This window comes from Paenibacillus sp. FSL F4-0236, from assembly GCF_038000135.1.
Lineage (GTDB): Bacteria > Bacillota > Bacilli > Paenibacillales > Paenibacillaceae > Paenibacillus_AQ.
The window spans coordinates 3,169,320-3,194,653 of sequence record NZ_JBBOBK010000001.1; the positions used below are offsets into that span (position 1 = coordinate 3,169,320).

The following is a 25,334-nucleotide window of genomic DNA, read 5'->3' on the forward strand; positions in this document are numbered from 1 at the left end:
AGTCTTCCGGAGGGATTTCATGTATAAATTGATGATTGTAGAGGATGAGCCATTAATACGGACGGGCTTAAAACATTACTTTGCTTGGGAGGAGCTTGGGGTCCACAGCATTATTGAAGCAGAGAATGGCAGAGAAGGAATGACCACCGCGCTACGCGAGAAGCCCGATTTGGTGATCACCGATATCCGGATGCCCGAAATGAATGGTCTTCAAATGATTGAGCAGATTCGCAATCTGCTTCCTGATACATTATTTATCATTTTGACAGGATTCAACGATTTCGAATACGCGCAGAAGGCTATTAAACTAGGGAATGTACATGCTTTTTTGCTCAAACCTTTGGAATACGAGGAAAGCCTCTTAGTGATACAAGAGTGTATGAACAAGCTCCAACTAAAGCGACAGGATAGATTAAAACGTTCTAATCTGGAAGGGGCACAACTTGTAAAGCTGTTGCTAGAGGAAGAACATTCAGTAATAGATGATGCTATTATCCATGAACTATGTAATTTCAACAGTAACTACTATCTTTATCTCCCCTTTGTTTTGACTGGCATTCCTATGAGAGAAACGCGCTCGCAATCCACCCTATGGATGAGAGAATATGCGGAAAAGTTCATTCATTACGCAGTCGATGAGTATCTCCATGCCTCTACACCGCACTCTATTTTTACATATTCATCTAAAACAAAGCTCTATGGTCTTATTGTATTGGGATCTCCGTCTTCTACTGACAACTTCCCTCTTCAAACTCAAGTACAGATACGAATCGATCAATATCTGAAGGCGCTTACGCTAGAACATCATCTAGGCCTCTATTTAGTTATAGGTAAGACGACGGAGAACCCTGCACAAATACATACTTTGCTGCACGATTCCGATCGAATGTTATATCAACGCTTTTACATGAGAGATTGCAGGTTATTCTATGTGCCACAATGGACAGAAAACTCAAATTCTCAGAAACCATCCTTAATTCAACTAAATGAGAATGATAAGAAACGGATGATCTCTTGTATCGAAAGGTCTTACGAAATAGAGACGCTCCAGCTGATGCACCGCCTGGCTCAAGATATTTTGAGTAAAACCGATGTCTCTTCTCCTGATTACTGGCTCGCATTTCTTCAGGAAATCATAAGTGTTATAATCCGCTTCGCCAATAAAAACCACATCCATATCGAAGGTGTGTACAGCGAAAAGCTCCTGAACCTTACCTTTGTGGATGATTTTGATTCGCTTGAGACGCTTTTTGACTGGCTTGGCAGGTGGATGATTCATTTGGGGATTGTTTATACCGAAGGACTGACACACAACCACCAACAGGATGTGATCATATTCGAGCATATTAAATCCTTCATTAAAGAAAATATTGATCAAGACGTGACTCTGCAGATGGTAGCAGATCGATTCTTCTATAATCCGTCTTATTTAAGTCGCCTCTTCAAGCGGAAACTCGATAAGAACTATATGAAATTTGTAACCGAAATTCGTATGGAATATGCGCAGGAATGCTTAAAAAAACCGGAGATTCTAGTGACCGATGTCTGTACGATGTGTGGTTACAAAAGCTATAAGCATTTCGTGAAAACATTCCGAAGTATCACCAACATGACCCCATCAGACTATAGAAAACAATCAGGCTGGTGACCTAAAATGATGCAGATTGAGCAACCAAAGAGACGCTACCGGATGCGACATGTCAATCGTCAAATTTTCATGCTGATGATCCTGACCATTACCATTCCACTCCTGATCATATCCGCAATCATCTATATCTTTTCAAACCAAGCCGTCAAAAATGAATATCAGAGCAGCTCAAATCTGATCCTTAATAACCTCTCGTTCAACATTGACCAATATCTTCAAAGTATTGATAAAGGTACACTGAACGCACAGGTAGATAGCCAGCTCCAAACCGCACTTGAGCATTGGACGATCCATAAAGACGACGTCGGAAATGACCTGAATATTCAGTATGGAAACACGATTGAGCATTTCATCAGCGGGATTGAGATGACGATTAAAAATGTTGATAGTGTGCAGATTTTTTCGGGATCACGTGTGTTCTACTCTGCCAATTTCAATCGTGCGGATTATGATGTGAAGGATTATACCCAGGAGGATTGGTATTTACAGACCCAGCAGAAAAAAGGCGGAGTGATTCTATTTGGCAGCCATGTCCCCTTCTATCGCACCAATTCCAAACAATCCGTCATTTCTATTGCCCGAGTCATTAATAAAAAAGGAAGCAAGCAGCCCATTGGCGTCATGTTAATCGATATCCGATTGGATTCATTACGTGAAATCTTAAAGCTCTCGGAGAATAGCAAACGAAAATTCATTATTTTAGACGATAAGGGCGGTAGTGTTTACAGCTCTGACATCTTGGAGACCTCACCCTTACAACCTATCCCTATAGAACCTCAGGCGCTTAATACTTTCATGAACAATGATACGGGAAGCTTTTATGGTACTTTTGATGATAAAGACTCGTACATTAACTTTGTTACGTCTCCCTATTCCAACTGGAAGGTCATACAGTATATAGATGAAAAAGAGATGACTAAGCAAGCCACTTTTCTCGGAAAAATCATTTTAACATTAGCGCTCTTGTCGCTTGTCACTGCGATCTTATTCATGTATATCCTATCGGAGCGTGTCACTAAGCCTATTATTCTTTTAAGCCGAAAGGTTAAGCTGGTGGGGATGGGGAACTTTGATGTGGATTTGTATAGTAATCGTCAAGATGAGTTTGGTGTTCTATACAATGGAATCCGAAAAATGGTGAAAGACCTGCAAAATTATATCGAGCGATCTTCTATGGCCAAAGCACAGCAAAAAGTAGCTCAATACGGCGCCCTTAAAAGCCAAATCAATCCACATTTCCTTGCGAATGTACTTGAATCTATTCAAATGAAAGCTATCATTAATGGGCAAAGAGAGATTGGCGAAATGGTGGGGATTGTAGGTAGATTGTTTCGGATTCATATCCAGACCGGAAAGATAACCGTAACCCTGCGAGAAGAACTTGAACACGTCCGGCTGTATGTAAAAATCCAACAATTACGTTTCGGGGACAAAATTCAATATATTGAACAGCTAGAACCTAATACCGAAATAATTAAAGTCATGCACTTTTCCCTTCAACCCATCGTTGAGAATGCTATCGTCCATGGACTGGAGTGTCGAAATGAACCGGGTCTCCTTGAAGTCTCCTCGATGATTTCGGGGGATAACATGCTAATTATCGTTAAAGATAACGGAATTGGTATCGATGAAGAGAAACTTAAACAGTTACGTCTTCGTCTCTCTCAACCATCAGACACCCTAGATGAAGATCATATTGGTATAAAAAATGTTCATGATCGTATTCAATTTCATTTTGGTGAAGCCTATGGGATTGAAATCACCAGTCAAGTAGGTGAAGGGACGACCGTGATCATCCGACTGCCAGCATAATCCTAAACATTCTGCTCAGTGATTCCTGCTTCAGGATCGAAGGTAAGCATTTTCGTTGCAATTTTATCGATGAAGAAGCGGTCATGACTGACGGTAACTACGGCTCCAGGGAAATGAATGAGTGCTTGCTCCATCACCTGAATACTCGTCAAATCTAAATGATTCGTTGGCTCATCCAAAATAATAACAGCCGCGCCAGAGAGAAGGCATTTCGCTAACGCTACTCTGGCCTGCTGTCCACCTGACAGACTGCCGATCGTTTTGCTCAGATCCATTTCCGAGAATTGTAGCATCGATAGAAATTTATTCACTTTTTTCCGCGGAGCATCGAGTCCCAGCCCGTACACATTTACGGCATGACTGACTGTATCCTTAACATCGAGTTCGTCCCACATCTGATTGAAGTACGCGTAACTGATCCCACGTTCCCAAGTCACACCACCCGTTTCAGGCTCTTCTTGCCCAGTCAATACCTTTATGAGCGTCGACTTCCCACTTCCGTTAGGCCCCACAATAGCTATCCGATCTTCCTTTTGAATATCGAAGCTAATGTTCTGGAATATCGTCCGACCATCATAGCTTTGTCCAATTCCCTTCACTTCACCAAGCTTGTCCGGAAACCGTAAATTGCTGTAGATATCGGTGATCAGTACGTTCACTGGATGAGGCTCCACACGCTTTTTCATATCTGTCAGTTTACGTGATAGACGATCCTTCGAGGACTTTTTGTTCCCGCGGGTTTCAATGGCTTCCGACTCCATAAGTAGAAGCTCTTCTTCCCACTCGAATTGACGATCAAGCACCTTTTTGCGCATCTTCTTTTTACGAACATAGTCGGTGTAATTGCCTTCATATTCCTGAAAATGATAATTCTCGATTTCTATTGTCCGCGTGACTACTCTGTCAATAAATTGCCGGTCATGGGAGACGAGAATCATCGCCCCATTAAAACGGTGCAGCCACTGCTCCAACCATACGATCCCTTCGATATCCAAAAAGTTAGTAGGCTCATCGAGCAATACGACGTCGGGCATTTCAATTAAGACTTTGGCCAGTGCCGCACGGTTCCTCCAGCCTCCTGATAACTCATCAACAGGTTGATGCCGTGATCTTTCATTGAAGCCCAACTTCGTCAGAACAGTGTTGATTTCTACAGATACATTCCAGCCATCTAAATGATCCATTTGTTCAAAAAGCGCTGCTTGCCGCTCTAAAAGTGTATTCATCTGGTCATCATCCGTCACTTGTCCAAGCTGTTCCCCGATTTGGTTAAGCTCCTGTTCGATAAGCGCTACCTGCTCAAAGCACAATTCTAACTCTTGCTGTACAGACAAGGAGCCGGAAAGCTCCGAGAATTGAGAGAAATAACTGATCTTCACATTGGGATCTAACTCTACTTTCCCTATTGTTGGCTCCTCTTTTCCCATCATCAGTTTAAAAACAGTAGACTTCCCCGCACCATTTCGTCCGATTAACCCAATCCGCTCACCCTTGCTAACTCGAAAATATATATCTCGAAAAATCAAAGTATTCTCATATTTCTTAGTTACGTTCTCCATACGGATTACGCTCAAATCTATCACCCCTAGTTCATATAGATCAAAATACAGCTCAGAACACTCAAAGAGCTATTATAGCACTATTTTAAAAAGGACTTTATAATCATATTTAATCTTCTAGAAAACAAAAAAAGGTCGCTGTCAGCGGACCTTTTTCTGCATTACGAATCCCATCACATTCTCACTCTCATCACTTGCTGCTTATTTTTTCAAGATATCAATATACTCCTCTTTCTCGCGATCAGGCCCCGCATCAAGTTTCAAACGAATGAATTTGGGTTGATCCAATACGTTGCTGCTAAAGTTACTTATAAATCCATCCTCACTGCCACTTCCGCCAATCGAATTATTTTTCAATTCGCGCTTCCCAACCCGCGATGTCAACTCACTGGGGGTCTTTCCAAATAACTCATTCCTGATCTCCCAATTAGTTTTTAAATCCTCACTTAGCGTATATTTGACTACTATACTTAATGGAGAAAGCTCCACTTGTGCAAAATTCACTTCATGCCCGTCAATCATAAAAGGCTGATTTATAACTACCGTCTCGGTCTTTTGTTCCCAGAATTTTGGATCAATAGCGAAGCTCACCTTTAAACGATCAGAATAGCGCATGTCAGCTAGATCCGTTCCCGTTTTTGGTTTTGCTAGCATTCCTGGATCCACTGAAGCGATCTGAAAATTCGCCACCACCTCTTTTGGAAATGCTTTATCCTTATCTAGTGGATAGATAGTTTTTCCGAGCCATGTATAAATACTATCCACAGCATGTAAACCCATCCCACCTCTACCCCCATTTTTATCCACTACACTTTGTCCCGTCACAGCATCTGTAAGCCATACACTATTCACATTGTAAATTTCCTGACCACCACTTGTAGTCCCTGTATATAGCAGTATAATTTTATTTTCATCAGCGATTACAGCATTTAGAGTGATCTTATATCCGTTTTTCTCAGCGCTCTTATTCACGATTTGCACATAATCGTTTCGAATAGCAGATTCTAACGTAAGGGCATCAACATCAGATTCAGCCAGCTTCTTAAAAGGTTCCAACACACCCCAATCACTTGATTCAATACTTGTAGAGGCTTGCTGTGGCATCAATTGGGTTGGATTGAAGAAGAGTAAACCTGCAATCAAAACAGATGCAGTCAGTACAGCCATAGCGCTTCTAGCGAACATTAGCTTTTTTCCGCGCTTTTTACCTAGTTCGAGTCCTGCTTGAATGGCATAGATTTGTGCGGCTGCACTCTCCATTTTTTGCTCCTGTGGGATCCGTTCAGCATCGATTAACATGGCAAGCTCCTCCTGACTACTCATGGTTCCAATCACCCCGATTCTTAATGATCGTTCTTAACTGCTTGAGTCCTTTATGCTGCCATGTCTTGACCGTTCCTTCAGGTTTATCCAGTATGTTAGCAATCTCATGTAAGGTCATATCGTTGTAGTATTTAAGCAGCAGCACATGGCGATACTTGGGTTTAACCTGTTCGAGTGCCCACAGCATTTCCATCCGATGATGGCCAATGTGCGTAATCCGCTCTCCTATTCTCTCGTCTACAAGCGGCATAGAACGCTTTCTACGTCTTTGTTCATCTATACAGACATAAATCAGGATCCGAATGATCCATGATTTAAACGCTTTTGGATCCTTTAATGTTTTTCTTTTGATCCAGGCCCGGCAAGTCATTTCCTGCATCGCTTCAAGCGCATCATTCCGGTTACGCAAGTAGCTATAGGCAATACTGTATAGTTGTTCTCTATGTACCAATATAGAATCGTAGAAATCCGTCTCGCTCCTAGAATCAAGAATCGTTACCTTCTTCATTTCTGCATTAGTCATCGTCATATCCTTCCTTAGCCCCCTCTCCTAAACCTCTCATAGATTAAGACGGGGAGGGTATAGAAACGGTTTTTTTTTATATTAACTTTTTTGGGACTGAGCACTTAAAATTATAACATTCTATAAAAAAAGAACGATAAATGTTATGATTAGTAAAATCGGACATAATCAATAGTACGCACTTAAAAGTACCATAGGTACTAAAAAGTACCTATACATTGGAGGATATCATGACAACTATCAAGAAAAAATACAATATTTCTGTTGAGGCCACACTCGAAGTAATTGGAGGAAAATGGAAATGCGTAATTTTGTGTCATTTAACTCATGGCAAAAAACGAACATCGGAACTAAAACAGTTAATGCCCGGAATTACTCAAAAAATGTTAACCCAGCAACTACGCGAACTTGAGGCCGATGGAATTATCAACCGGATCGTATACAATCAGGTTCCACCCAAAGTGGAATATGAGCTTAGTGAGTATGGTGATAGTTTAAGCGACATTTTGACTTCTCTATGTAATTGGGGAGAACAACATATCATTAAGCAATATGGCGATAAATATGCTGTTTTAGAGGACAACATTTTAAATAAATAAATTTTACCCCAAGAAAAAAGGACAGTTAAATCAGATCGATTTAACTGTCCCATAACTTAAATTACGCCATCTCCACCTATAGCAGTTGCTGTGAATGATATGGGTCCAAATAGATTTATAGGCAAGTTGCTATCATTCTGAATTACCAATTCATAGTTGTGGATTCCAATATAAGGACCATCAACCCACTGAACATTTAATTGAATATCAGTAGTTGTAGTAAAACGAAAAAAGGAGCTATAAATATCGACTCCAGCACGTCGGATTAAAACAAGAAATTGGCTATTAGCAAGTGCAGTAAGACTAAAACTACCATTTAACTCGACTCTGCTGGAGAAAGAGGCCGGATTAGCCGGACTAATATTTACTTGCGCCGTGGCTAGACCCGCTCCAGCTCCAGGAATCCCTGCAACCGTTGTAACAGTATTAAACGGGTCTAAGGGAATTTTTGCCTGTGAACCATAACTTATATTTGTCGCCATTTATCATCACTCCATTCCAATTACAAGGTTATACATTATTATATTGTGAATCAACAATGATAGATTGGACTTAATTGCTGATGATAATATACATTTAAGTGATACTTTGCTAGATCATATAAACCTAGATGCTCTGTATCATCATCTAATTTCCAACCATTGACAAACTCACTCATCAGAATTACAATTACCAAAATATCATGAACAACGCAGACAAAGGGTAAGTAGACAATCGAACATGGACTTCAGAGAGCCGGTGGCTGCTGCGAACCGGTGTCCAGCGCTTGATCGAATGGCCTTTAGAGTTGCTCTTCCGAACCATCTTAGCTGATGTTGTAGGGAAAGCCGGGTTTCCCGCCGTTATCAAGGGACCTGTATCGAGATTGTCTCAGACCTTCTCCGTACCGGTAAGAGAAGATCGTAATACTAACGAAACCTGGTTGCGCGATCATTTAAGGTGGTACCACGACAACTTCGTCCTTATTGGATGAGGTTTTTTTGTCATTTAAAGGAGGTGATGGCCATGGATGATGGCTGGTGGTGGCGACTCAATGTTAGTCAGAAGCAACAAAACAGGAGGAATTCAAATGATAAAAAAACGTGTATTAACTGGAGATCGAGTGACTGGAAAGCTGCACCTTGGCCATTACGTGGGCAGCTTACAGAACCGAGTGGCTCTACAGGAGCAATATGATACTTTTGTGTTTTTAGCAGATATTCAAGCCCTAACGACTCACTTTGATCGCCCTCAACTACTAGGTCAAAACTTGAATGAAATCACACTGGACTATTTATCGGCGGGTATAAATCCAGATAAAGCAACCCTATTTATTCAATCTATGGTTCCTGAGATCGCTGAGCTGACCGTCCTATTCTCCATGTTTGTTACTGTGAATTCTTTACGGCATAATCCCACGATTAAAGCCGAATCGAAAAATTCCAGCTTAGATGAATTGTATTATGGTTTTCTAGGTTATCCAGTTAGCCAGGCTGCGGATATAACCTTTTGTAAAGCGACGATTATTCCTGTAGGAGAAGACCAGCTTCCCCATCTGGAGTTGACCCGCAAAATCGTACGTAGATTCAACGAACTGTACAGCCCCATCCTTGTGGAGCCCAGAGCGCTCATCAGCGAGACGCCAAGACTAGTAGGAACAGACGGCAATGCTAAAATGAGTAAAAGCCTTGGCAATGCTATCGAGCTGGACTCTACGAAAGAAGAGATCACCTTCAAGATCCGTAAAGCCACAACTGATCCAGCCCGTGTTCATAAAAATGATCCTGGGCATCCAGATATTTGTCCCATTTATGCTTATCATCGTGCTGTTCGTTCGCATGGCGCCCCAGAAATTCACGATAGCTGCGAAAGTGGCAGTATAAGCTGTTCTGCCTGTAAGCAGCTTATCACGACAGCTCTAGACCAGCTAATTGAACCAATGCGTGAGCGTCGCTCCTATTATGCTGCCAGACCCAAGGTTGTTGAGGATATCTTATTATCCGGAACTAAGCGTGCCCGCGATATTGCTCAAGAAACGATGTCCGAAGTACGCGAGGCTATGGGCCTTAATTATTTTTCAAAATAAAACTGATCTCTAAGGGCAATAAAAAACGCCGGACTCTCTATTGAAGAGAGCGCCGGCTGTTTTTATAAGAAAATATTATTTAATATGGATATCTTCGCTTCTACATAAAAATACTTTCTATAACATAAATCCTTTCATCAAAGAAAAAGGCCGTAACCCCCTAAGCGAGGTTACGACCTTAAATGTATTCCTTACAGCACCCAATTCCCTTTACGGAATACCGGTTCAATCGTGCCATCCGCAAGTTCTCCATCAATATCCAGTTCTGCCGAACCGATCATGAAATCGACATGCGTTAAGCTGACATTAGCACCTCGTGCGACAAGCTCTTCATTCGTAAGCTTTGTGCCGCCTTCAATATTGACAGGATAGGCACTTCCCAACGCGAAATGGCAGGAGGCATTCTCATCAATCCCTGTATTGTAGAAAATTCGGTTCAAGCGAGAGATTGGAGAATCATGCTGGACTAAAGCTACTTCTCCTAAATAGGATGCACCTTCATCCGTTGCCAGCAGCGAAGTCAGATGCTCACGTCCGGATTCAGCTTCATATGCTACTACTTTTCCATCTTTAAATGTGAAAGAAAGGCCTTCTACCAAACGTCCGTTCAGATTCAAAGGAAGTGTGCTTCTAACTGTACCATTCACACCTGTACGATGTGGCATAGAATAGATCTCTTCCGTTGGCATATTAGCCACGAAATACACACCTTTATCATTCTCTCCGCCGCCTCCACGCCATAGATGACCTTCTGGAAGCTCCACATGCAGATCCGTTCCCGGAGCGCGGTAATGCAGGCTTTTATAACGCTTAGCGTTCATTCTATCCTGACTTTCTTTCAATTGACCGATATGCTCTCTCCATGCGGCAACTGGATCCTCGCTACCTACACGATTCATCTGGAACACCGCTTCCCACATAGCCTCTACTCGCTCTTCTTCTGGAAGATCAGCAAACACCTTGTTCGCCCAAGCACGCGTTGGAGCCTTAACGAGAGACCAGCTAATTTTGCTATTACGAGTATATTTGGAGTAGTTTTTGCGAGCAACAGCTGCCGCTTTAACTGCTCTTGACACTTTGGAAGAATCAATACCATTGAACAATTCCGGATCTGGTACTTTAATATGTAAGATGGCGCCGTTCTCTTCCGCAAACTTCTCCATCATTTCTGCTTGCCACTGTGGATAGTAATCGAAGGAATCTTCTGGGGCTTTTTCGTAACGAATACGTGTAGTCGCTTCATCGTCCCAATCAACGATTACATATTTAGCACCTGCTTCATAGGCTTTACTTACAATCAAGCGAGTAAGCTCTGCCGTTTCAATAGGTGCATGCACCATCAAAACTTGTCCAGGCTGTACATTTACCCCTACTTTTACAACCAGGTTCGCATATTTCTCTAACATGACATCAAAATCTTTCATGAATTCTCTTCCTCCATCTCTATGGTTGCTTTACTGTCGCACCAAAGCACCGGAGCTCCTTAACAGCAGACGGTCAGCTTCACTTCTTATTTTAACGCAAAATGCTAAGAGTTGCGATTCGATATAATAAAGCGGCCCCCATGAAAGGAACCGCTCACGTAAATCCTTATTTTTTATCCACTTGCAGCAACGTTACGGTCTTTAAAGAATAGGTATGCATAATCTTGTCCTCAGAGATTACGTTAAGCTTGGTCAAACTTGCTACCTTCGCGGGATCTGATTTGGAGAGCATACGCCACACTTCGGGGTCTGATAGGGTTTCATATAACTTGAGATCATCATATTCTTTGCGATTTTGCATCACTAACTTCACTTTGTAGCTTCCGATTTCAGTCTCGGTAGCCCCCTGCTCACTACAATAGCTTAGAATATCCTGCCGAAGCTCTGCTAACTCTTTTTCAATTTCCTTTTGCTTTTGCTTCAGTCGATAATACTGCTGCACCTTTTTCTCCATCACTTCACGCTCCTCTATAGACATATGTATGCCGGAAGCGCTAAATAAATAAGTTGAGTTCCCTATCATAAAATTTTATAATGAGCCGGGAACGCTAGTTTGCAGCAAACTACATTATTCCACAAAAACAATGATTCGGCAGGTGACTTATGTTTCATTCTTACTTTTTCCCAATTTCTTATGCCTTTATGATGTTTCCTATAGCGGCATTGATCTTCACACTCCCTTTTCTAATCGTTCAATACCGTAGACACGGCTACATCCATAAGCTTAGAGCTTTAATCCTATACTTATTGCTGCTCTATCTGATGAACGCTTATTTTCTCGTTTTGCTTCCGATGCCTTCCTCAAGACATAATATGGCACCTTCGGGAAGTATGATGCAGCTCGTCCCTCTTCAATTCATACAAGATATTATAGATGGCTCTAAGATCATACCTGATCAGATTTCAACGTATTGGTCATTACTGCGCGAGCCTGCTTTTTTACAGGTGATATTTAACATCGCTTTGACCGTGCCGTTTGGATTGTTTCTGGGCTACTATTTCCGAACGCGCTGGGGAATGTGTATTCTCTTGTCTTTCATACTTTCGTTATCTTTTGAGGTCACTCAGGTTACAGGCATCTACGGCTTTTTTGATCATCCCTACCGTCTATTTGATGTCGATGATCTTATAACCAACACGCTGGGAGGGATCTTTGGATTCCGAATTTCTATCTGGATAAACGGGTTACTGCCACGCATAGAACAACTGGATACGAATATCGATCGTTCTGCCAAAAGAGTCTCCTATACCCGCAGAGGGATTGCTTTTTTCATCGATAGTATGGTGTGGATCATTGGGTTTGGTGTACTTTATGGATTCGATATAAAAAGTGCTTTCTGGATTGTAACAGGGATTTACTTCATCCTGATTCCAGCTTTTACTGGTGGGCGGACCTTAGGCAAATGGATTGTACGTATTCGGGTAACGAACAGAGGTAATCGGGCTTCTTTCTGGGCGCTTATGATCCGATATGGTCTGTTATATTGGGTAATACTTGGACTTCACGCGATTGTTATCGATTCTGATGTGACGGGGCTTCTATCTTCACCATTGAGAACGGTCGCTTATCTCATTGTTCTACTGGTCGATTTAGTTTTCTTTATTCATTTAATCATTAAGGTATTCAAAAAAGATGACCAGCTAATCTATGAGAAATTAAGCCGAACCTCGCATGTTATTTCATGGCCTGAGAAAAGATTGCATACCGATGCCTCCAACAGCAGCTCTTTAGAGGATTAAAAATCTTCATTTTATATAGTATTTATACAATGGAATTTATTATAGAATAGGAAGGCAAGGATTCTCAAAATTTAGGAGATGAATGAATGGAAACTACAAGTAGCTTGCAGTTGTCTAGAAGTCTTCCAGAAGAGCAGGGCATATCATCAGCCGCAATATCCAGCTTTATTGATGCAGTAGAGACACAAAGCTTAGGTCTGCATAGCTTCATGATCCTTAGGCATGGGTATGTGGTCTCTGAAGGCTGGTGGTCTCCTTATAAGTCCGATCTTCCACATATGCTATTTTCCCTTAGCAAAAGCTTCACCTCAACGGCAATCGGGATTGCGGTCACAGAAAAGCTAATCACACTCGACAATTCAGTCATCTCCTTCTTCCCTGAAGAGGCTCCTGCGACTATCACTGACAATCTATCCAACATGACAATCAGACATCTATTGATGATGGGTACCGGGCATGTCGTGGATACTATGGACACACTTCATAAAAGTGCAGACGGGAATTGGGTTAAAGCTTTCTTCTCAGTCCCAGTGGAGAAACAACCAGGTACACATTTCCTATATAATACCGGCGCCACTTACATGCTGTCCGCGATCCTTCAACGAGTTACTGGCCAAACACTGCTAGAATATCTAGAACCGCGTCTGTTCGCTCCGCTCGGTATTCACGGAGCAACTTGGCAGTCTTGTCCACGTGGAATTAACACGGGGGGATTTGGCTTAAGCATAACCACAGAGGATATCGCTAAATTCGGCCAGCTTTACTTACAAAAAGGGATCTGGAATAATCAACGAATCCTGCCTGAACAGTGGATTAATGAAGCAACTTCCAAACACATTTCCAATGGCGAAGGCGATCATGACTGGGCGCTCGGATATGGTTATCAATTCTGGAGATGCCAACACGGAGCCTACCGCGCCGATGGCGCATTCGGACAACTCTGCGTTGTTCTTCCTGATCAGGATGCGGTAATTGCTATTACTGCCGCTTCAAATAGTATTCAAGGTATTTTGAATGCAGTGTGGGAGCATTTATTACCCAATATGAAAGATGTCCCTCTTCTGGAAGAACAAGCATTAGTAGCCAAATTGGCAGACCAATTAAAAAACTTATCGATAGACCCTCCACAATTGCAGCGGTCATCTTTTCAAGAAGATCAATTGAATGGTATAACCTATACACTAGATGACAACCAATTTTCACTAGCTACTATCTCTATCACTTTCAACAATGATGAAGCTGAAGTTACTTTAATAACAAAACTTGGTGAAAAGAATGTCATTCCATTAGGCCGAGGACAATGGCTCGAAAGCTTTGCACTCATCCTGGAGCCTTTCATGAACCGGATTATGTCCAGCTTTACTTGGACTGCAGAAGATCAACTTCAGTTGTCCTTGCTATTTGTTGAAATGCCTTTCTTGATTACACTTGATATTAATATTCTAGAGAACATGCTTATCCTTAAGCAGCGGATTAATGTGAATATGGGACCGCTTGAATTCGATGATATTATCGGAAGAATACAATAGGTATAGTTAATAATAGAAAGGCCGCTTTGTCCTATGCAGGAACTTAGCGGCCTTATATCCCTTTTTTTATTCCGAAAAATCAGCTAGCTTCAACATGACTGGGCAATGATCACTACCCAAGATCTGACAATCAATTTGGGCATCAATTACATTAGGTGCAAGTCTAGAAGAAGCTAAAAAATAATCAATTCGCCAGCCCACATTCCGCTCTCTCACCTTCGGCATATAAGACCACCATGAATACACTCCCTCAAGCTCCGGGTGAAGATATCTGAACGTATCTATGAAGCCCGACTCAAGCAGTGTACTCATTTTCCCTCTCTCTTCATCCGTAAAACCGGAGTTCCCACGGTTAGCCTTTGCATTCTTGATATCAATATCTTCATGGGCAACATTTAGGTCTCCACAGACAACAACTGGTTTACGCTTATCCAGTTCTAAGAGATAATTACGGAAACGGTCCTCCCATTCCATTCTATATGCCAATCGAGACAGATCTCGTTTGGCATTAGGCGTATAGACGTTGACCAGATAAAAATGTTCGAACTCTAATGTAATGATCCGGCCTTCTGCTTCTTCATCTTCTTCCATCCCATATCTCGCAGAGATCGGCTTGATTTTAGAGAATATTGCCGTACCGGAATAGCCCTTCTTCACTGCGTAATTCCAATATTGATCGTATTCTTCGCCATGCTCCAGTGTAATTTGCCCTTCCTGAAGCTTTGTTTCTTGAACACAGAAGATATCCGCATCTACTTCTTTGAAATAGTCATTAAACCCTTTTTTGACACATGCCCGAAGGCCATTAACATTCCATGATACCAGCTTTATCATCGGCTTTTCTCCTTGCATTTTGCTTTAGTTGTACTATTACTGCGGTTATTATATCACTATAGTGAGCTGACGGGATATGTATAGCAGCAAAAGCCGCACCTCTCTCCATTGCGGAGAATTGGTGCAGCTTTTGGTTAATTCATACGCTAGCTAACTTATAGACCAATTGCTGTAGCTGTGAATGTAATTGGGCCTTTTATTTGAATTACACTTCCAGCATTATTACTATTAGCAAATAGAACACCCAGTGTATAAATTTGAGTTCCCGGCAGTCCACCATCCACAGCAAGCACGTTTACAATCTGAAGGTTGTTACCAGGTTCGAAGAATCGATTGAGCGGGCTACTGTATACTTTTGTAGCACCTCTGTAAATATCTACGCGAATATCATCTGTAAATGAAAAACTATCAACACCGAAACTCGCTTTTAGCTCAACTCTCGAACGATAAGTTGCAGGATTAGCCGGATCAAGAAATACAGAGGTAGTAGTTATTCCTTGACCAACACCAACCGCCAATACTGGACCATCAACAGTTAAAAACGTAGAACCATAATCAATAATTGACGCCATTCTTAACACTTCCTTTCAAGGTTATACAACATTCTATGAAAATGAACTGAACCTTGAATGGATATATCATATGGGAGAATAGTATATTTTTATCATAGATTTATATCCTAATCATTCAACATCCGTGATACAATAACCAAATTGACACTATACAAATATCATTAAATACGTGAGGTAAAGAGACTTATGAATGCACCAACACTATTACGAGGGTTTAACTTTTTGTATTTTGCGTTGCTGGCTATGTTTATTCCTTTTCTGCCAGTCTATCTAGGGGAGCAGGGTCTTAACCCGGCGCAAATTGGATTCATTATTGGTACTGGAGGGTTTGTTACCATTATTGCTCAACCCTTATGGGGGATGATCAGTGACAAAACAAGAACGATCCGCAAAGTGCTGTTAATTCTGTTGTTATGCTCTGCGGTGACGGGATACTTTTTATTCGATTCTAGCAGCTACGTGCGACTTATTCTTTTTGCGATGCTGCTCTATTTCTTCTTAATGCCTATCGATCCGCTAGCTGAAAGCCTGAATTTCCGGATCTCTGAGGCAGCTGGAATTAGTTATGGTTCGATACGTACATACGGTGCGTTAGGGTACGGTGTTATGGCCCTACTCACAGGTTATGTGATGAGTTATTTCGGTTCACAAGGGATGGCCTTGCTGTTCGTCGCGATTAGTCTTACAAGCTTCGTAGTCAGCTGGTTCATGCCAGATGCTCCTGTGACCGGTAAACCGGTCACACTTGACAGCCTGAAGCATTTTCTTAGCAACAAAGAAACACTGCTATTTCTAGTGCTCATCTTTATTAGCTCCGTTCCCGCACGAATGAACGATACCTTCCTTGGAGTTTATATTCGCGAGCTTGGTGGCAGTCCTGAATTAGTTGGTCAATCGTTCTTTATCGCCGCAATGAGTGAAATTATTGTGTTCGCCTTAAGCTTTTGGTGGCTGCGCAAAGGAAAAGAGCTAATCATTATTTCGATTTCTGGAGCCTTTTATTTTCTTCGATTCTTTATTTCGGCCTGGATTTTGGATCCGCATTTATTAGCTTATCTACAGATTCTACAAATCCTTACCTTCCCGGTATTCTACTCCGCAGCTATTCAGTATCTATATAGTATTGTGCCTGTGGAATGGCGTGCTACGGGTCAAACTGTGTTGGCGTTACTGTTCTTCGGTGTATCAGGAATTCTCGCCTCTTATGCAGGTGGAGCATTATATGAAGCCCTTGGAGGTAAGGCCCTTTATTTAACAATTTCCGTGATGTCATTTATCGGTATGCTGTTCGGATTGATATTGTACAGAATCTTTGGAAGTAAACACGCTAATAAAAAGAATATAGCCACTCATTAATCTTCCAGCATTCAATAGTCTTACACTTCAAGTTCATGCACTGTTGGTCGCAGCACTCTAGTTGATAATTCAGCTAGAGATGCTTTTCTATGAACTTCTACCTTAGTCATTCTTTATGCTGCTCCATAAGCTGCTTCAGTTTGATTTCAGTATTTGAATCCGCGGCAGGCGTATAAATACTACAACGTAAATCAGTGCTGCCTTGAACCTGTAGTGAGGTTAAATGAAATAACATTTTCCCTGCTTTGGCATGTCTGAATTCCAATAGCACATCTGGAGCAGAGCTTACACGACTTTGTTCCCACATTTCATTAAACGCTGGATGCAGTTCCTTTAATTCCTCAATAAATTCATCGTACCAACGATCCTCTACATATTGTCCGTAATACGCTCTGAAGATGGATAGATAACCACTTACGAATTGTTCCCAATTTACAGCTAAACGTCTGAACTCCTTACGAACAAATAACAAACGAATCATGTTTCTCTCCTCGATGGGCAACTTAGAGAAATCTAGAAACACATGTGCTGCAGCCTCATTCCAACCTACAATCCCGCAACGTCGATCTGAAATAATCGTAGGACAAGTCTTAAGCTCCTGTAAAATTTTCTGTAGAGAAGGACTAATTACTGAGGATTCCTCTTGCTGAAATAGAACGTTCCCTGTTCCAGTCTCTAGTGCTAGTGCAAAAAGATATTTCCGCTCATCATTAGTTAGCTTTAGGGCAGTCGCAATACAGTCCAGAACAGACGAAGATACTTTAATATCCCTGCCCTGTTCTAGCCACGTATACCAGGTACTGCTTACCCCCGCTAACTGTGCAACCTCTTCCCTGCGAAGTCCAGGCGTTCTCCTGCGTGTGCCTTCTGGCAGTCCAACAGAGCTGGGTGAGATCGCAGCACGGCGTGCTTTTAAGAAATCTGATAATGCCTGCAATCTCGTCTGATTAGCCATACGCTTCCTCTCCTCTCTGTTACATTCTTTAGTGTAGTACAAATTATACTATGATAAACGATAACTTGTAATAGGATAAAATAAGTGGAAAAATACCTATATACACTTCTTGAGGAGGTTCATTATGGAACGCGTAGTTATTACAGGTATGGGCTTAATCTCGCCCCTTGGAAATACAATAGAACAATTCTGGGATCGTCTAGTTTCTGGTGAGTCGGGTATTTCCCCAATCACTTCATTTGATACCTCTAACTTTAAGACAAAGATCGCGGGAGTCGTGTATGATTTCGATGCGGAGGCCAGATTTGGCCGTAAAGAAGCACGCAGAATGGATAGATTTAGTCAGTTCGCCCTGGCAGCCGCTGAAGATGCCTGGACACATTCCGGTCTACAGCTTGTTAAGATTGACAAGGAACGTCTCGGGGTTTATGTAGGATCAGGCGTTGGTGGAATTCAAACCTTGATGGAACAAGGGAATGTGCTAAAGGGCCGCGGACCAGATCGGGTCAGCCCCACTTTAATTCCCATGATGATCTCTAATATGGCTGCGGCGATGATCAGCATTAAATTAGGAGCCTTAGGTCCTACAATGTCTCCAGTAACTGCCTGCTCTATTGGAAATACGGCAATCGGTGAAGCCTTCCGGTTGATCCGTTATGGAGGTGCCGACATCGTAATTGCTGGTGGATCAGAAGCAGCCATTACTGAAATCTCTTTAGCCAGTTTCGGCAATGCCACCTCCTTATCCACTCGAAATGAGGAGCCGATTAAGGCGAGTCGGCCTTTTGACGGGGAACGTGACGGATTTGTTATCGGTGAAGGTGGCGGAATAGTTATTTTGGAGTCACTTTCTCATGCGCAGCGTAGAAACGCCAAGATTCACGGAGAGGTTATCGGTTATGGTGCCAGCTCTGATGCCTATCATATGGTCGCCACCCATCCAGAAGGAATTGGTGCTTATCAAGCGATGAAGCTGGCCCTGAATGAAGCTAATCTCCAGCCCAAAGAGGTGGATGTAATTAGTGCTCATGCCACGAGTACAGTAGTAGGTGACCGCTCTGAGACCCTTGCGATAAAGAAGTTATTCGGTGATCAAGCCTACCAGATTCCCGTAACCGCTAATAAGTCCATGACTGGACACGCCTTAGGGGCGGCCGGTGGCCTAGAAGCCATTGCCCTAATTAAGAGCATTCAAGAAGGAATCATCCCACCTACCATTAATCAGGAGGTCAAAGATTCCATCTGTGATTTAGATTATGTCCCGAACATTGCGCGAAAATCTGATCTTACTATAGGCATGTCTAACTCCTTTGGTTTCGGTGGGCATAATGCTGTCATTGTGATTCGAAAGTTTGAAGATTGACCACTCATCCATAAAACGGGGTTCCAGCTTAGTCATTCTCAGGACTAATTGGAACCCCGTTTTCTACTGCAAATTTCAAAAAAATCTATTATTCCATCGTTGATACGTGGCTCCCCCAGATAGAGATACCTTCCTTGGAAACCGCAGTAAACGTCATAACGTTACTAGCTGTTGCTTCATTCCATTCTTTCAGGAACACCCCATTATAAGTAGAACCGTCAATGGTAAGCTCAGCAGTATGATCATCAATAAGCTTCCATTTCCCTTTTACTGCTCCTTTAATCTTACCGCTCTTAGTGAATTCAATCAGCTCCGACTGCACGATATCAGCCGTAATGTCTTTGTTATGGTTTACATATTTATATTCGCCTGAAATTTGCTCTTTTGTGTATTTCTCTATGCTCTCTCCGCCATAGCGGTGCGGGGCTACAACCGGCCAGCCCTCACTGTTCATAAACATCTGATGAACTCTTACCTCGTGCTTTTCTCTACGATTCGGGAACCGTGTATGGAAGATCAGATAATACTTGCCATTCTCTTCATCATAAAACGCTGAGTTATGACCTGGTGATACATATCCTTCTCCACTCACTGGCAGCTCGTCATCTGTATTCAAGAATTCGAAATTCCCCATTAGCTTCACTCCATAAGGAGCATATGCTGGATCATCGAACAATACGGATGGCGATCCTTGTGCATTAATCATATCTTGACCCTCAGAATCTTCGAAAGGTCCATCAGGCGCCTTTGAACGAGCTACACGGATGTTATATCCACCGTCTGCAGCCAGACCACCGTAGGATAGGAACAGATAGTAGTAATCCGTTTCCGGACTGTACAGCATATATGGAGCTTCTATCCGAGCATGGTTCGCACCCAAAAGCTTTTTGCCATAACCTTGATCTGGCAGCGGGAAGCCTGTATTCGCATCTAGTTCCATAATAAAAATACCACCGGAGTAAGAGCCATAGACCATCCACAGCTTCCCTTCTTTATCAAAGAACACATCCGGATCTACTACATTCGGCTTTTGAGTGGCATCATATATTTCTCCATCATCACCCTTGCCCATCATACCTGACTTCAGAATGATTCCTTTATTCTTATAAGGTCCCTCAATATTGTCCGACACAGCTATGCCGAGTGCAGACAACGGGGAATCCCCTTTACAAGCATTGTAATACATATAGTATTTGCCATCCGCCAATTGGATAACATCGGGTGCCCATAAGGTATCCGTCTGTGCCCATTTTAATGCTTCAGTAAACTCCTCTTTGACATTAGGAATGAGAACGTTTCCTTCTACCACCCCAGAGGACAGCTGAGTCCAAGACATCAGATCATTTGATTTAGCAGATGCTAAATGAGAGCCGAACACATAGTATTTGTTATCTGTCATAATGATCGACGGATCATGTACAGATACATTTTTGAAGACAGGCTGCGCAGAGTCAGCTACGTTATTTGTGTTGCTGGAACTAGCTGAATTGTCATTGCACGCGGTTACTGCTAATAATGAAACGCTGATCATTGTAGTCATAATTGCTTTTCTCATCGTTATACCTCCTATGTATGCCTTTTCATTTTGAAACGAAAACAAACAATAGTCAATCCTTTTATTCAACTAAGTTCGTATTAATTCATATTTATTTAAATAATAGTGAACATTCATACACATAAAAAAACGCCAAGCCATCGAAATGGCCTGACGTTTCTTTTATATTTTACGTAAAATAATCTCTTTAATTAGCGCCTTCTTGTACCAAAACTGGCTCTGGATAAGCATTCTTAAGCACACGTTGTCTGTTCTTAACAACTGCCGGCGGTTCCACCTTAGGAGCCATCGGATGCATTAGCCAAGACTTCACCATATGGGTATCCGAAACCTTATACATTGGAGGCTCTTTCTCCATATCGATTTGCATAGCGTAAGTGGAACGTAGTGCGAAAGCATCGCCCTTAGGCGGTTTGATCAAATCTGGAGGAGTACCAGGGATTGCTGTTAGCAAAGATCCTTTGCTCTCTAGACTTGGCATGGAAGCTAGCAAGCCCCAAGTGTATGGGTGTCTTGGATCGTAGAAGATCTCTTCCGCTGTTCCCATTTCAACAATTTGTCCAGCATACATTACAGCTACACGATCTGCCATTCTTGCTACAACCCCGAGATCATGGGTGATAAAAATAATAGCCGTATCAATCTTCTTCTGCAATTCCTTCATCAAATCAAGGATTTGTGCTTGGATGGTTACGTCGAGCGCAGTAGTCGGCTCATCCGCAATCAGAAGCTTAGGGTTCGCAGCAAGTGCCATTGCAATAACAACACGTTGACGCATACCACCACTGAATTCATGTGGATATTGATTGAAACGACGTTCTGGAGAAGGAATACCTACAAGATTGAGAAGCTCAATCCCACGTTTATTCGCATCAGCCTTGGAGATGTTCTCATGTTTAAGCAGCACTTCAGTAATTTGTCTGCCGACCTTCATCATTGGGTTCAGAGAGGTCATCGGATCTTGGAAGATCATACCGATCTCTTTACCGCGGATCTTCTGCATCTGCTTCTCTGTCTTGCCAATCAAATCTTGTCCATCGAACAGAATCTGTCCGCGTTTATATTCTCCTGGTGGTGTGGGAACTAGCTTCATAACCGCTTGTGAGGTTACACTTTTACCGGAACCTGACTCCCCAACAATCGCTAGAGTTTCACCTTTATCTACATGGAAGCTAACACCACGGATCGCTTGTACCTCTCCGCCGTGTGTTTTGAATGATATCGCTAAGTCTTTTACCTCTAAAAGGCGCTCCATCTTGTCACCCTCTCATTTCCTCGTCAATTATGATAATGATTCTCAGCATGTTGTAAGCAATAAGTATTATTTTATCTAGTTTTAAGGGTTCTAGTCAAGATTTTTCTGAAAAAAATACGGCTAACCTCACACTTTAGTACTAGATCTAATTATTGCGTGCTCAATAGTTGCGATAGCTCCTCTTTAAAATACGCAAATAGAGAATAAGGAAGAACTACTAGGTACTGCTAAATACAATAAATGGTATGGAAGGAATACTGCCATGATTCTAAAGCCCACTATCAAAATATACACGAATAATACAACCAAAGCAAAAGTTACATGGTCATGTACATCAGTAAGCAATGCTATTTGTGCATAAATGATCATGAAACAAACGTAGTATCGACAGCGGCTACAGCAAACTTACGGTATCAATATGTACACTCAGCCGTTCAAATATAAGAATTCTCCCCTACTGTTGCTCAGTCTCCCTATCTTTCATGTTGTAGTTGTGTCAAAAATGTGTTAATTCATGAACCGCTTCCAGCCCTCAAGCAGATTATCATGCGCCCACTCAAGGTGACCTTGGCTATCGTACTTACGCGAATAACACTCGATGAAGTAAATTAAGTCGATATATAAGTCGTAGAGTTTTTTACGGGCATGTTCGTTTGGGCTGTCGAAGCTATTCCCGTAACCTCTGCAGAAATGCTCTGAATTCTCAATATAGCGAAAATAATATTCCATAAGTGGATCGCCCCAAAGTGCCCGTTCCCAATCAATCAATGCAACAATGCGGCCCTCTCGCACAAACACATTGCCATCCCATAAATCCCAATGTATTAGACGAGGCTCAACGACTGCGTCCATAACATGTAAGTGACTTTTGATCTCTGCCTCAACAGTTTCTAACGGAATGGGCATTTCTACCTTTAAACGACGTGCATCTTCAAGCAGATTCATTATCAAATGCTTAAAAGTTTCCCGCCATGAAGTTCCTTTTACTGGTGTGGACGCACTAAATAATCCGAAACGCTCACCAGGAATTTCATTAATTAAACGGGAATAACGACCTAACTCTTCCTCAATACTTATTCTCTGCTGCGAGCTTAGCGCTTCCTTAATTTCATTATAGGGCTGGCCAACTATTTTCTCCATGAAAAAAAACTCACTTGAAATCATTTCTTTACTGTTATCATAAGCGTATACCTCAGGCACAGGTACTGTCCCTTTTGACTTCATCAGTCGCATCGCCGCAACCTCTACAGACATAATATCATGCTCGTAACTAAGGGTATCTGCTTCAGCTGACGGTGCTATCTTAAGAATCATGTCTCTTCCATCTGATAATAAAAGGTCATATGCTGCGTTAAAATAACCACCTGTCAGTTCAGTACTTCGCTGAATGCTCACATGGCTTCCAAAAGTAGCACCTACCAAATCATTCTGTTGCTCTGTCGTTAATTTTGTTTTAGTAAAGCTCTCCAAGATCTCACCACCATAATGAAATAAGTATCAAAGGATAAACAATCCTTCTCCATTTGATTGAAAATTGTTAAAATTAGAACAAACGAGTCTCATTAGCCTGCTTTTCATGAAAGAGAGGAAACGATTAACATGATTATTAAACCTAGAACACGCGGCTTTATCTGTACTACCGCACATCCGCAAGGTTGCGCTCGTCAAGTAGAGCGGCAAATCGAATATATCCAGACACAACCCGAGATCAAAGGACCACGCAAGGTGCTTGTCATTGGCGCCTCTACAGGATATGGCCTCGCCTCACGGATTACAGCCGCCTTTGGGGCTGGAGCCAGCACAGTAGGCGTCTACCGCCAGAGCAGCAGCAACGGAGCCCGTACAGCCTCTGCTGGATGGTACAATTCAGCAGCCTTTGAGGAACTTGCAGAGAAAGCAGGTCTTCAATCCTACAGCGTAACCGGTGATGCCTTCTCCAAAGAAACTAAGGATAGAACCATACAGCTGATTCGCAGTGAATTGGGACAAGTTGATCTAGTCATCTACAGCGTTGCTTCTGCCCGTCGAACAGATCCTGTGACGGGTGAAGTTTATAACTCCGTAATTAAACCTATAGGGGATACCTACACGAATAAAACCGTAAACTTTCATACGGGTGAAGTTAGTCAAATTTCTATTGAGCCTGCTACAGACAAAGAAATCGATGATACCATTCGAGTGATGGGTGGTGACGATTGGCAGCTTTGGATTGAAGCTCTTCATCAAGCCGGAGCTTTGGCCGATCATGCCACCACCATCGCATTCTCATATATCGGGCCGGAGATTACCCAGTCTGTATATCGGAAGGGAACGATTGGACGCGCAAAAGATCATCTAGAATTAACAGCACACACTCTTAACGATGAACTATCTAGTATAGACGGTCGAGCCTATGTAGCAGTTACGAAAGGACTGGTCACACAGTCTAGCTCAGCAATTCCTGTCGTCCCCCTGTACACTTCTGCGTTATACAAAGTCATGAAAGAGAAAGGACTTCATGAAGGTTGTATTGAGCAAACCTATCGGTTGTTTGCAGAACGTCTTTATGCGATCGAAGGGACTTCTGTGGACGAAGAAGGGCGTATCCGAATCGATGACTGGGAGATGTCCCCGGATGTACAGGATCAAGTGACTCAAATCTGGGGTAAACTCACGACAGACAATATCTATGAATTGACAGATCTAGAAAGCTACAAACAGGAGTTCTTCCAGTTATTCGGATTTGAGGCTGAGGGTGTAGATTATGAAGCTGAGACTGATCCAGACGTAACGGTTACCAATCAGCGGTAAACAATACATTATGTTGCGGACTATCTTCTAGCAGATGTTAGTGGTTGCTCAAGTGCATACAATTCTTCTTCAATGGAAATCATCTTTTGCTCAATCACTTTACGGGCATCTGCCAGTGCCTGATTATAAATATAAGGTGAGAGTTCTTTGAGCATAAAATCAAGAAGATTCTCACTTGCTAATTGGCCAATTTCGCTAGACAGCTCCGTTTCAAAATAATCCTGAATGCTGGATGTAATTTGTAGTTTGTGTTCTCTCTGTATTTTTATCGGCTGCATGATCGTCCTCCAATTTGTATGGTTTAAAATTCAGATTATTAATACAGGAAAAATGACGTGCTTACGCACGTCATTTCTTATATCTATACCCCTT

At 42.2% G+C, this 25,334-nt stretch carries 22 protein-coding genes and 1 other annotated feature; of the genes, 9 read left to right on the top strand and 13 right to left on the bottom strand.

Annotation, left to right across the window (positions count from 1 at the left end; translation table 11 throughout):
• Positions 1–19 precede the first annotated feature (19 nt).
• A complete protein-coding gene (locus tag NSQ29_RS14425; RefSeq protein WP_341125411.1) occupies positions 20–1,648 on the top strand; it encodes a response regulator in 1,629 nt (542 codons plus the stop codon).
• 6 nt (positions 1,649–1,654) lie between these two features.
• Positions 1,655–3,460 carry a cache domain-containing sensor histidine kinase gene (locus NSQ29_RS14430; RefSeq protein ID WP_341125412.1) on the top strand — a complete coding sequence of 602 codons (1,806 nt, stop codon included), beginning with the start codon at positions 1,655–1,657 and terminating at the stop codon, positions 3,458–3,460.
• 2 nt (positions 3,461–3,462) lie between these two features.
• Here NSQ29_RS14430 and NSQ29_RS14435 read toward each other — a convergent pair whose 3' ends face one another.
• From NSQ29_RS14435 to NSQ29_RS14445, 3 genes are all read right to left on the bottom strand, one after another.
• On the bottom strand, positions 3,463–5,034 hold the full coding sequence (locus NSQ29_RS14435; protein ID WP_340969077.1) for an ABC-F family ATP-binding cassette domain-containing protein: 1,572 nt from the start codon (positions 5,032–5,034) through the stop codon (positions 3,463–3,465).
• Between the two features lie 186 nt (positions 5,035–5,220).
• Complete coding sequence (locus NSQ29_RS14440) at positions 5,221–6,342, bottom strand: DUF4179 domain-containing protein (protein ID WP_341125413.1); 1,122 nt, start codon at positions 6,340–6,342, stop codon at positions 5,221–5,223.
• Complete coding sequence (locus NSQ29_RS14445) at positions 6,335–6,871, bottom strand: sigma-70 family RNA polymerase sigma factor (protein ID WP_076282837.1); 537 nt, start codon at positions 6,869–6,871, stop codon at positions 6,335–6,337. The genes NSQ29_RS14440 and NSQ29_RS14445 overlap by 8 nt, the downstream gene beginning before the upstream one ends.
• A gap of 224 nt (positions 6,872–7,095) precedes the next feature.
• Between NSQ29_RS14445 and NSQ29_RS14450 the strand changes: the two genes are divergently transcribed.
• Positions 7,096–7,464, top strand: coding sequence for a winged helix-turn-helix transcriptional regulator (locus tag NSQ29_RS14450; protein ID WP_042187569.1), 369 nt, complete (start codon positions 7,096–7,098; stop codon positions 7,462–7,464).
• 56 nt (positions 7,465–7,520) lie between these two features.
• Here NSQ29_RS14450 and NSQ29_RS14455 read toward each other — a convergent pair whose 3' ends face one another.
• A complete protein-coding gene (locus NSQ29_RS14455; RefSeq protein ID WP_076282838.1) occupies positions 7,521–7,946 on the bottom strand; it encodes a hypothetical protein in 426 nt (141 codons plus the stop codon).
• Positions 7,947–8,147: 201 nt separating this feature from the next.
• Positions 8,148–8,431: a binding site (T-box leader), on the top strand.
• A 102-nt stretch (positions 8,432–8,533) separates the two neighbouring features.
• On the opposite strand from NSQ29_RS14455, the gene trpS reads away from it, so the two are divergent.
• Positions 8,534–9,529 carry a tryptophan--tRNA ligase gene (gene trpS / locus NSQ29_RS14460; protein WP_341125414.1) on the top strand — a complete coding sequence of 332 codons (996 nt, stop codon included), beginning with the start codon at positions 8,534–8,536 and terminating at the stop codon, positions 9,527–9,529.
• Between the two features lie 191 nt (positions 9,530–9,720).
• Here the strand turns inward: trpS and NSQ29_RS14465 are convergent, their stop codons facing one another.
• Positions 9,721–10,953 carry an aminopeptidase gene (locus NSQ29_RS14465; RefSeq protein WP_042187565.1) on the bottom strand — a complete coding sequence of 411 codons (1,233 nt, stop codon included), beginning with the start codon at positions 10,951–10,953 and terminating at the stop codon, positions 9,721–9,723.
• A 166-nt stretch (positions 10,954–11,119) separates the two neighbouring features.
• The gene (locus NSQ29_RS14470) at positions 11,120–11,467 is read right to left on the bottom strand and encodes a hypothetical protein (RefSeq protein WP_042187563.1); all 348 of its coding nucleotides are present in this window, start codon (positions 11,465–11,467) and stop codon (positions 11,120–11,122) included.
• A 149-nt stretch (positions 11,468–11,616) separates the two neighbouring features.
• On the opposite strand from NSQ29_RS14470, the gene NSQ29_RS14475 reads away from it, so the two are divergent.
• Positions 11,617–12,753, top strand: a complete 1,137-nt coding sequence (locus NSQ29_RS14475) for a VanZ family protein (RefSeq protein WP_341125415.1) — start codon at positions 11,617–11,619, stop codon at positions 12,751–12,753.
• A gap of 86 nt (positions 12,754–12,839) precedes the next feature.
• Positions 12,840–14,282 (top strand): serine hydrolase domain-containing protein, encoded by a 1,443-nt coding sequence (locus NSQ29_RS14480; RefSeq protein WP_341125416.1) that lies wholly within the window; start codon positions 12,840–12,842, stop codon positions 14,280–14,282.
• Between the two features lie 66 nt (positions 14,283–14,348).
• Here NSQ29_RS14480 and NSQ29_RS14485 read toward each other — a convergent pair whose 3' ends face one another.
• Positions 14,349–15,113 (bottom strand): exodeoxyribonuclease III, encoded by a 765-nt coding sequence (locus tag NSQ29_RS14485; RefSeq protein ID WP_341126769.1) that lies wholly within the window; start codon positions 15,111–15,113, stop codon positions 14,349–14,351.
• A gap of 158 nt (positions 15,114–15,271) precedes the next feature.
• On the bottom strand, positions 15,272–15,688 hold the full coding sequence (locus NSQ29_RS14490; RefSeq protein WP_076282844.1) for a hypothetical protein: 417 nt from the start codon (positions 15,686–15,688) through the stop codon (positions 15,272–15,274).
• 186 nt (positions 15,689–15,874) lie between these two features.
• Between NSQ29_RS14490 and NSQ29_RS14495 the strand changes: the two genes are divergently transcribed.
• The gene (locus NSQ29_RS14495; protein WP_341125417.1) at positions 15,875–17,044 is read left to right on the top strand and encodes an MFS transporter; all 1,170 of its coding nucleotides are present in this window, start codon (positions 15,875–15,877) and stop codon (positions 17,042–17,044) included.
• A 106-nt stretch (positions 17,045–17,150) separates the two neighbouring features.
• Here the strand turns inward: NSQ29_RS14495 and NSQ29_RS14500 are convergent, their stop codons facing one another.
• Entirely contained in the window at positions 17,151–17,999 is an 849-nt protein-coding gene (locus NSQ29_RS14500) for a helix-turn-helix transcriptional regulator (protein ID WP_341125418.1), read from the bottom strand.
• 124 nt (positions 18,000–18,123) lie between these two features.
• Here NSQ29_RS14500 and fabF point away from each other — a divergent pair, with 124 nt between their 5' ends.
• Positions 18,124–19,362 (top strand): beta-ketoacyl-ACP synthase II, encoded by a 1,239-nt coding sequence (gene fabF / locus NSQ29_RS14505; RefSeq protein WP_341125419.1) that lies wholly within the window; start codon positions 18,124–18,126, stop codon positions 19,360–19,362.
• Between the two features lie 88 nt (positions 19,363–19,450).
• Here fabF and NSQ29_RS14510 read toward each other — a convergent pair whose 3' ends face one another.
• From NSQ29_RS14510 to NSQ29_RS14520, 3 genes are all read right to left on the bottom strand, one after another.
• A complete protein-coding gene (locus tag NSQ29_RS14510; protein WP_341125420.1) occupies positions 19,451–20,917 on the bottom strand; it encodes a glycoside hydrolase family 43 protein in 1,467 nt (488 codons plus the stop codon).
• 187 nt (positions 20,918–21,104) lie between these two features.
• Complete coding sequence (locus NSQ29_RS14515; RefSeq protein WP_042187548.1) at positions 21,105–22,172, bottom strand: ABC transporter ATP-binding protein; 1,068 nt, start codon at positions 22,170–22,172, stop codon at positions 21,105–21,107.
• Between the two features lie 507 nt (positions 22,173–22,679).
• A complete protein-coding gene (locus NSQ29_RS14520) occupies positions 22,680–23,642 on the bottom strand; it encodes a phosphotransferase family protein (protein ID WP_341125421.1) in 963 nt (320 codons plus the stop codon).
• A 129-nt stretch (positions 23,643–23,771) separates the two neighbouring features.
• Between NSQ29_RS14520 and fabV the strand changes: the two genes are divergently transcribed.
• Positions 23,772–24,962: an enoyl-ACP reductase FabV gene (gene fabV / locus NSQ29_RS14525; protein ID WP_341125422.1), complete on the top strand. Its 1,191-nt coding sequence runs from the start codon at positions 23,772–23,774 to the stop codon at positions 24,960–24,962.
• A gap of 20 nt (positions 24,963–24,982) precedes the next feature.
• Here the strand turns inward: fabV and NSQ29_RS14530 are convergent, their stop codons facing one another.
• Positions 24,983–25,240, bottom strand: coding sequence for a DUF2164 domain-containing protein (locus NSQ29_RS14530; RefSeq protein ID WP_042187544.1), 258 nt, complete (start codon positions 25,238–25,240; stop codon positions 24,983–24,985).
• Between the last annotated feature and the right edge of the window lie 94 nt (positions 25,241–25,334).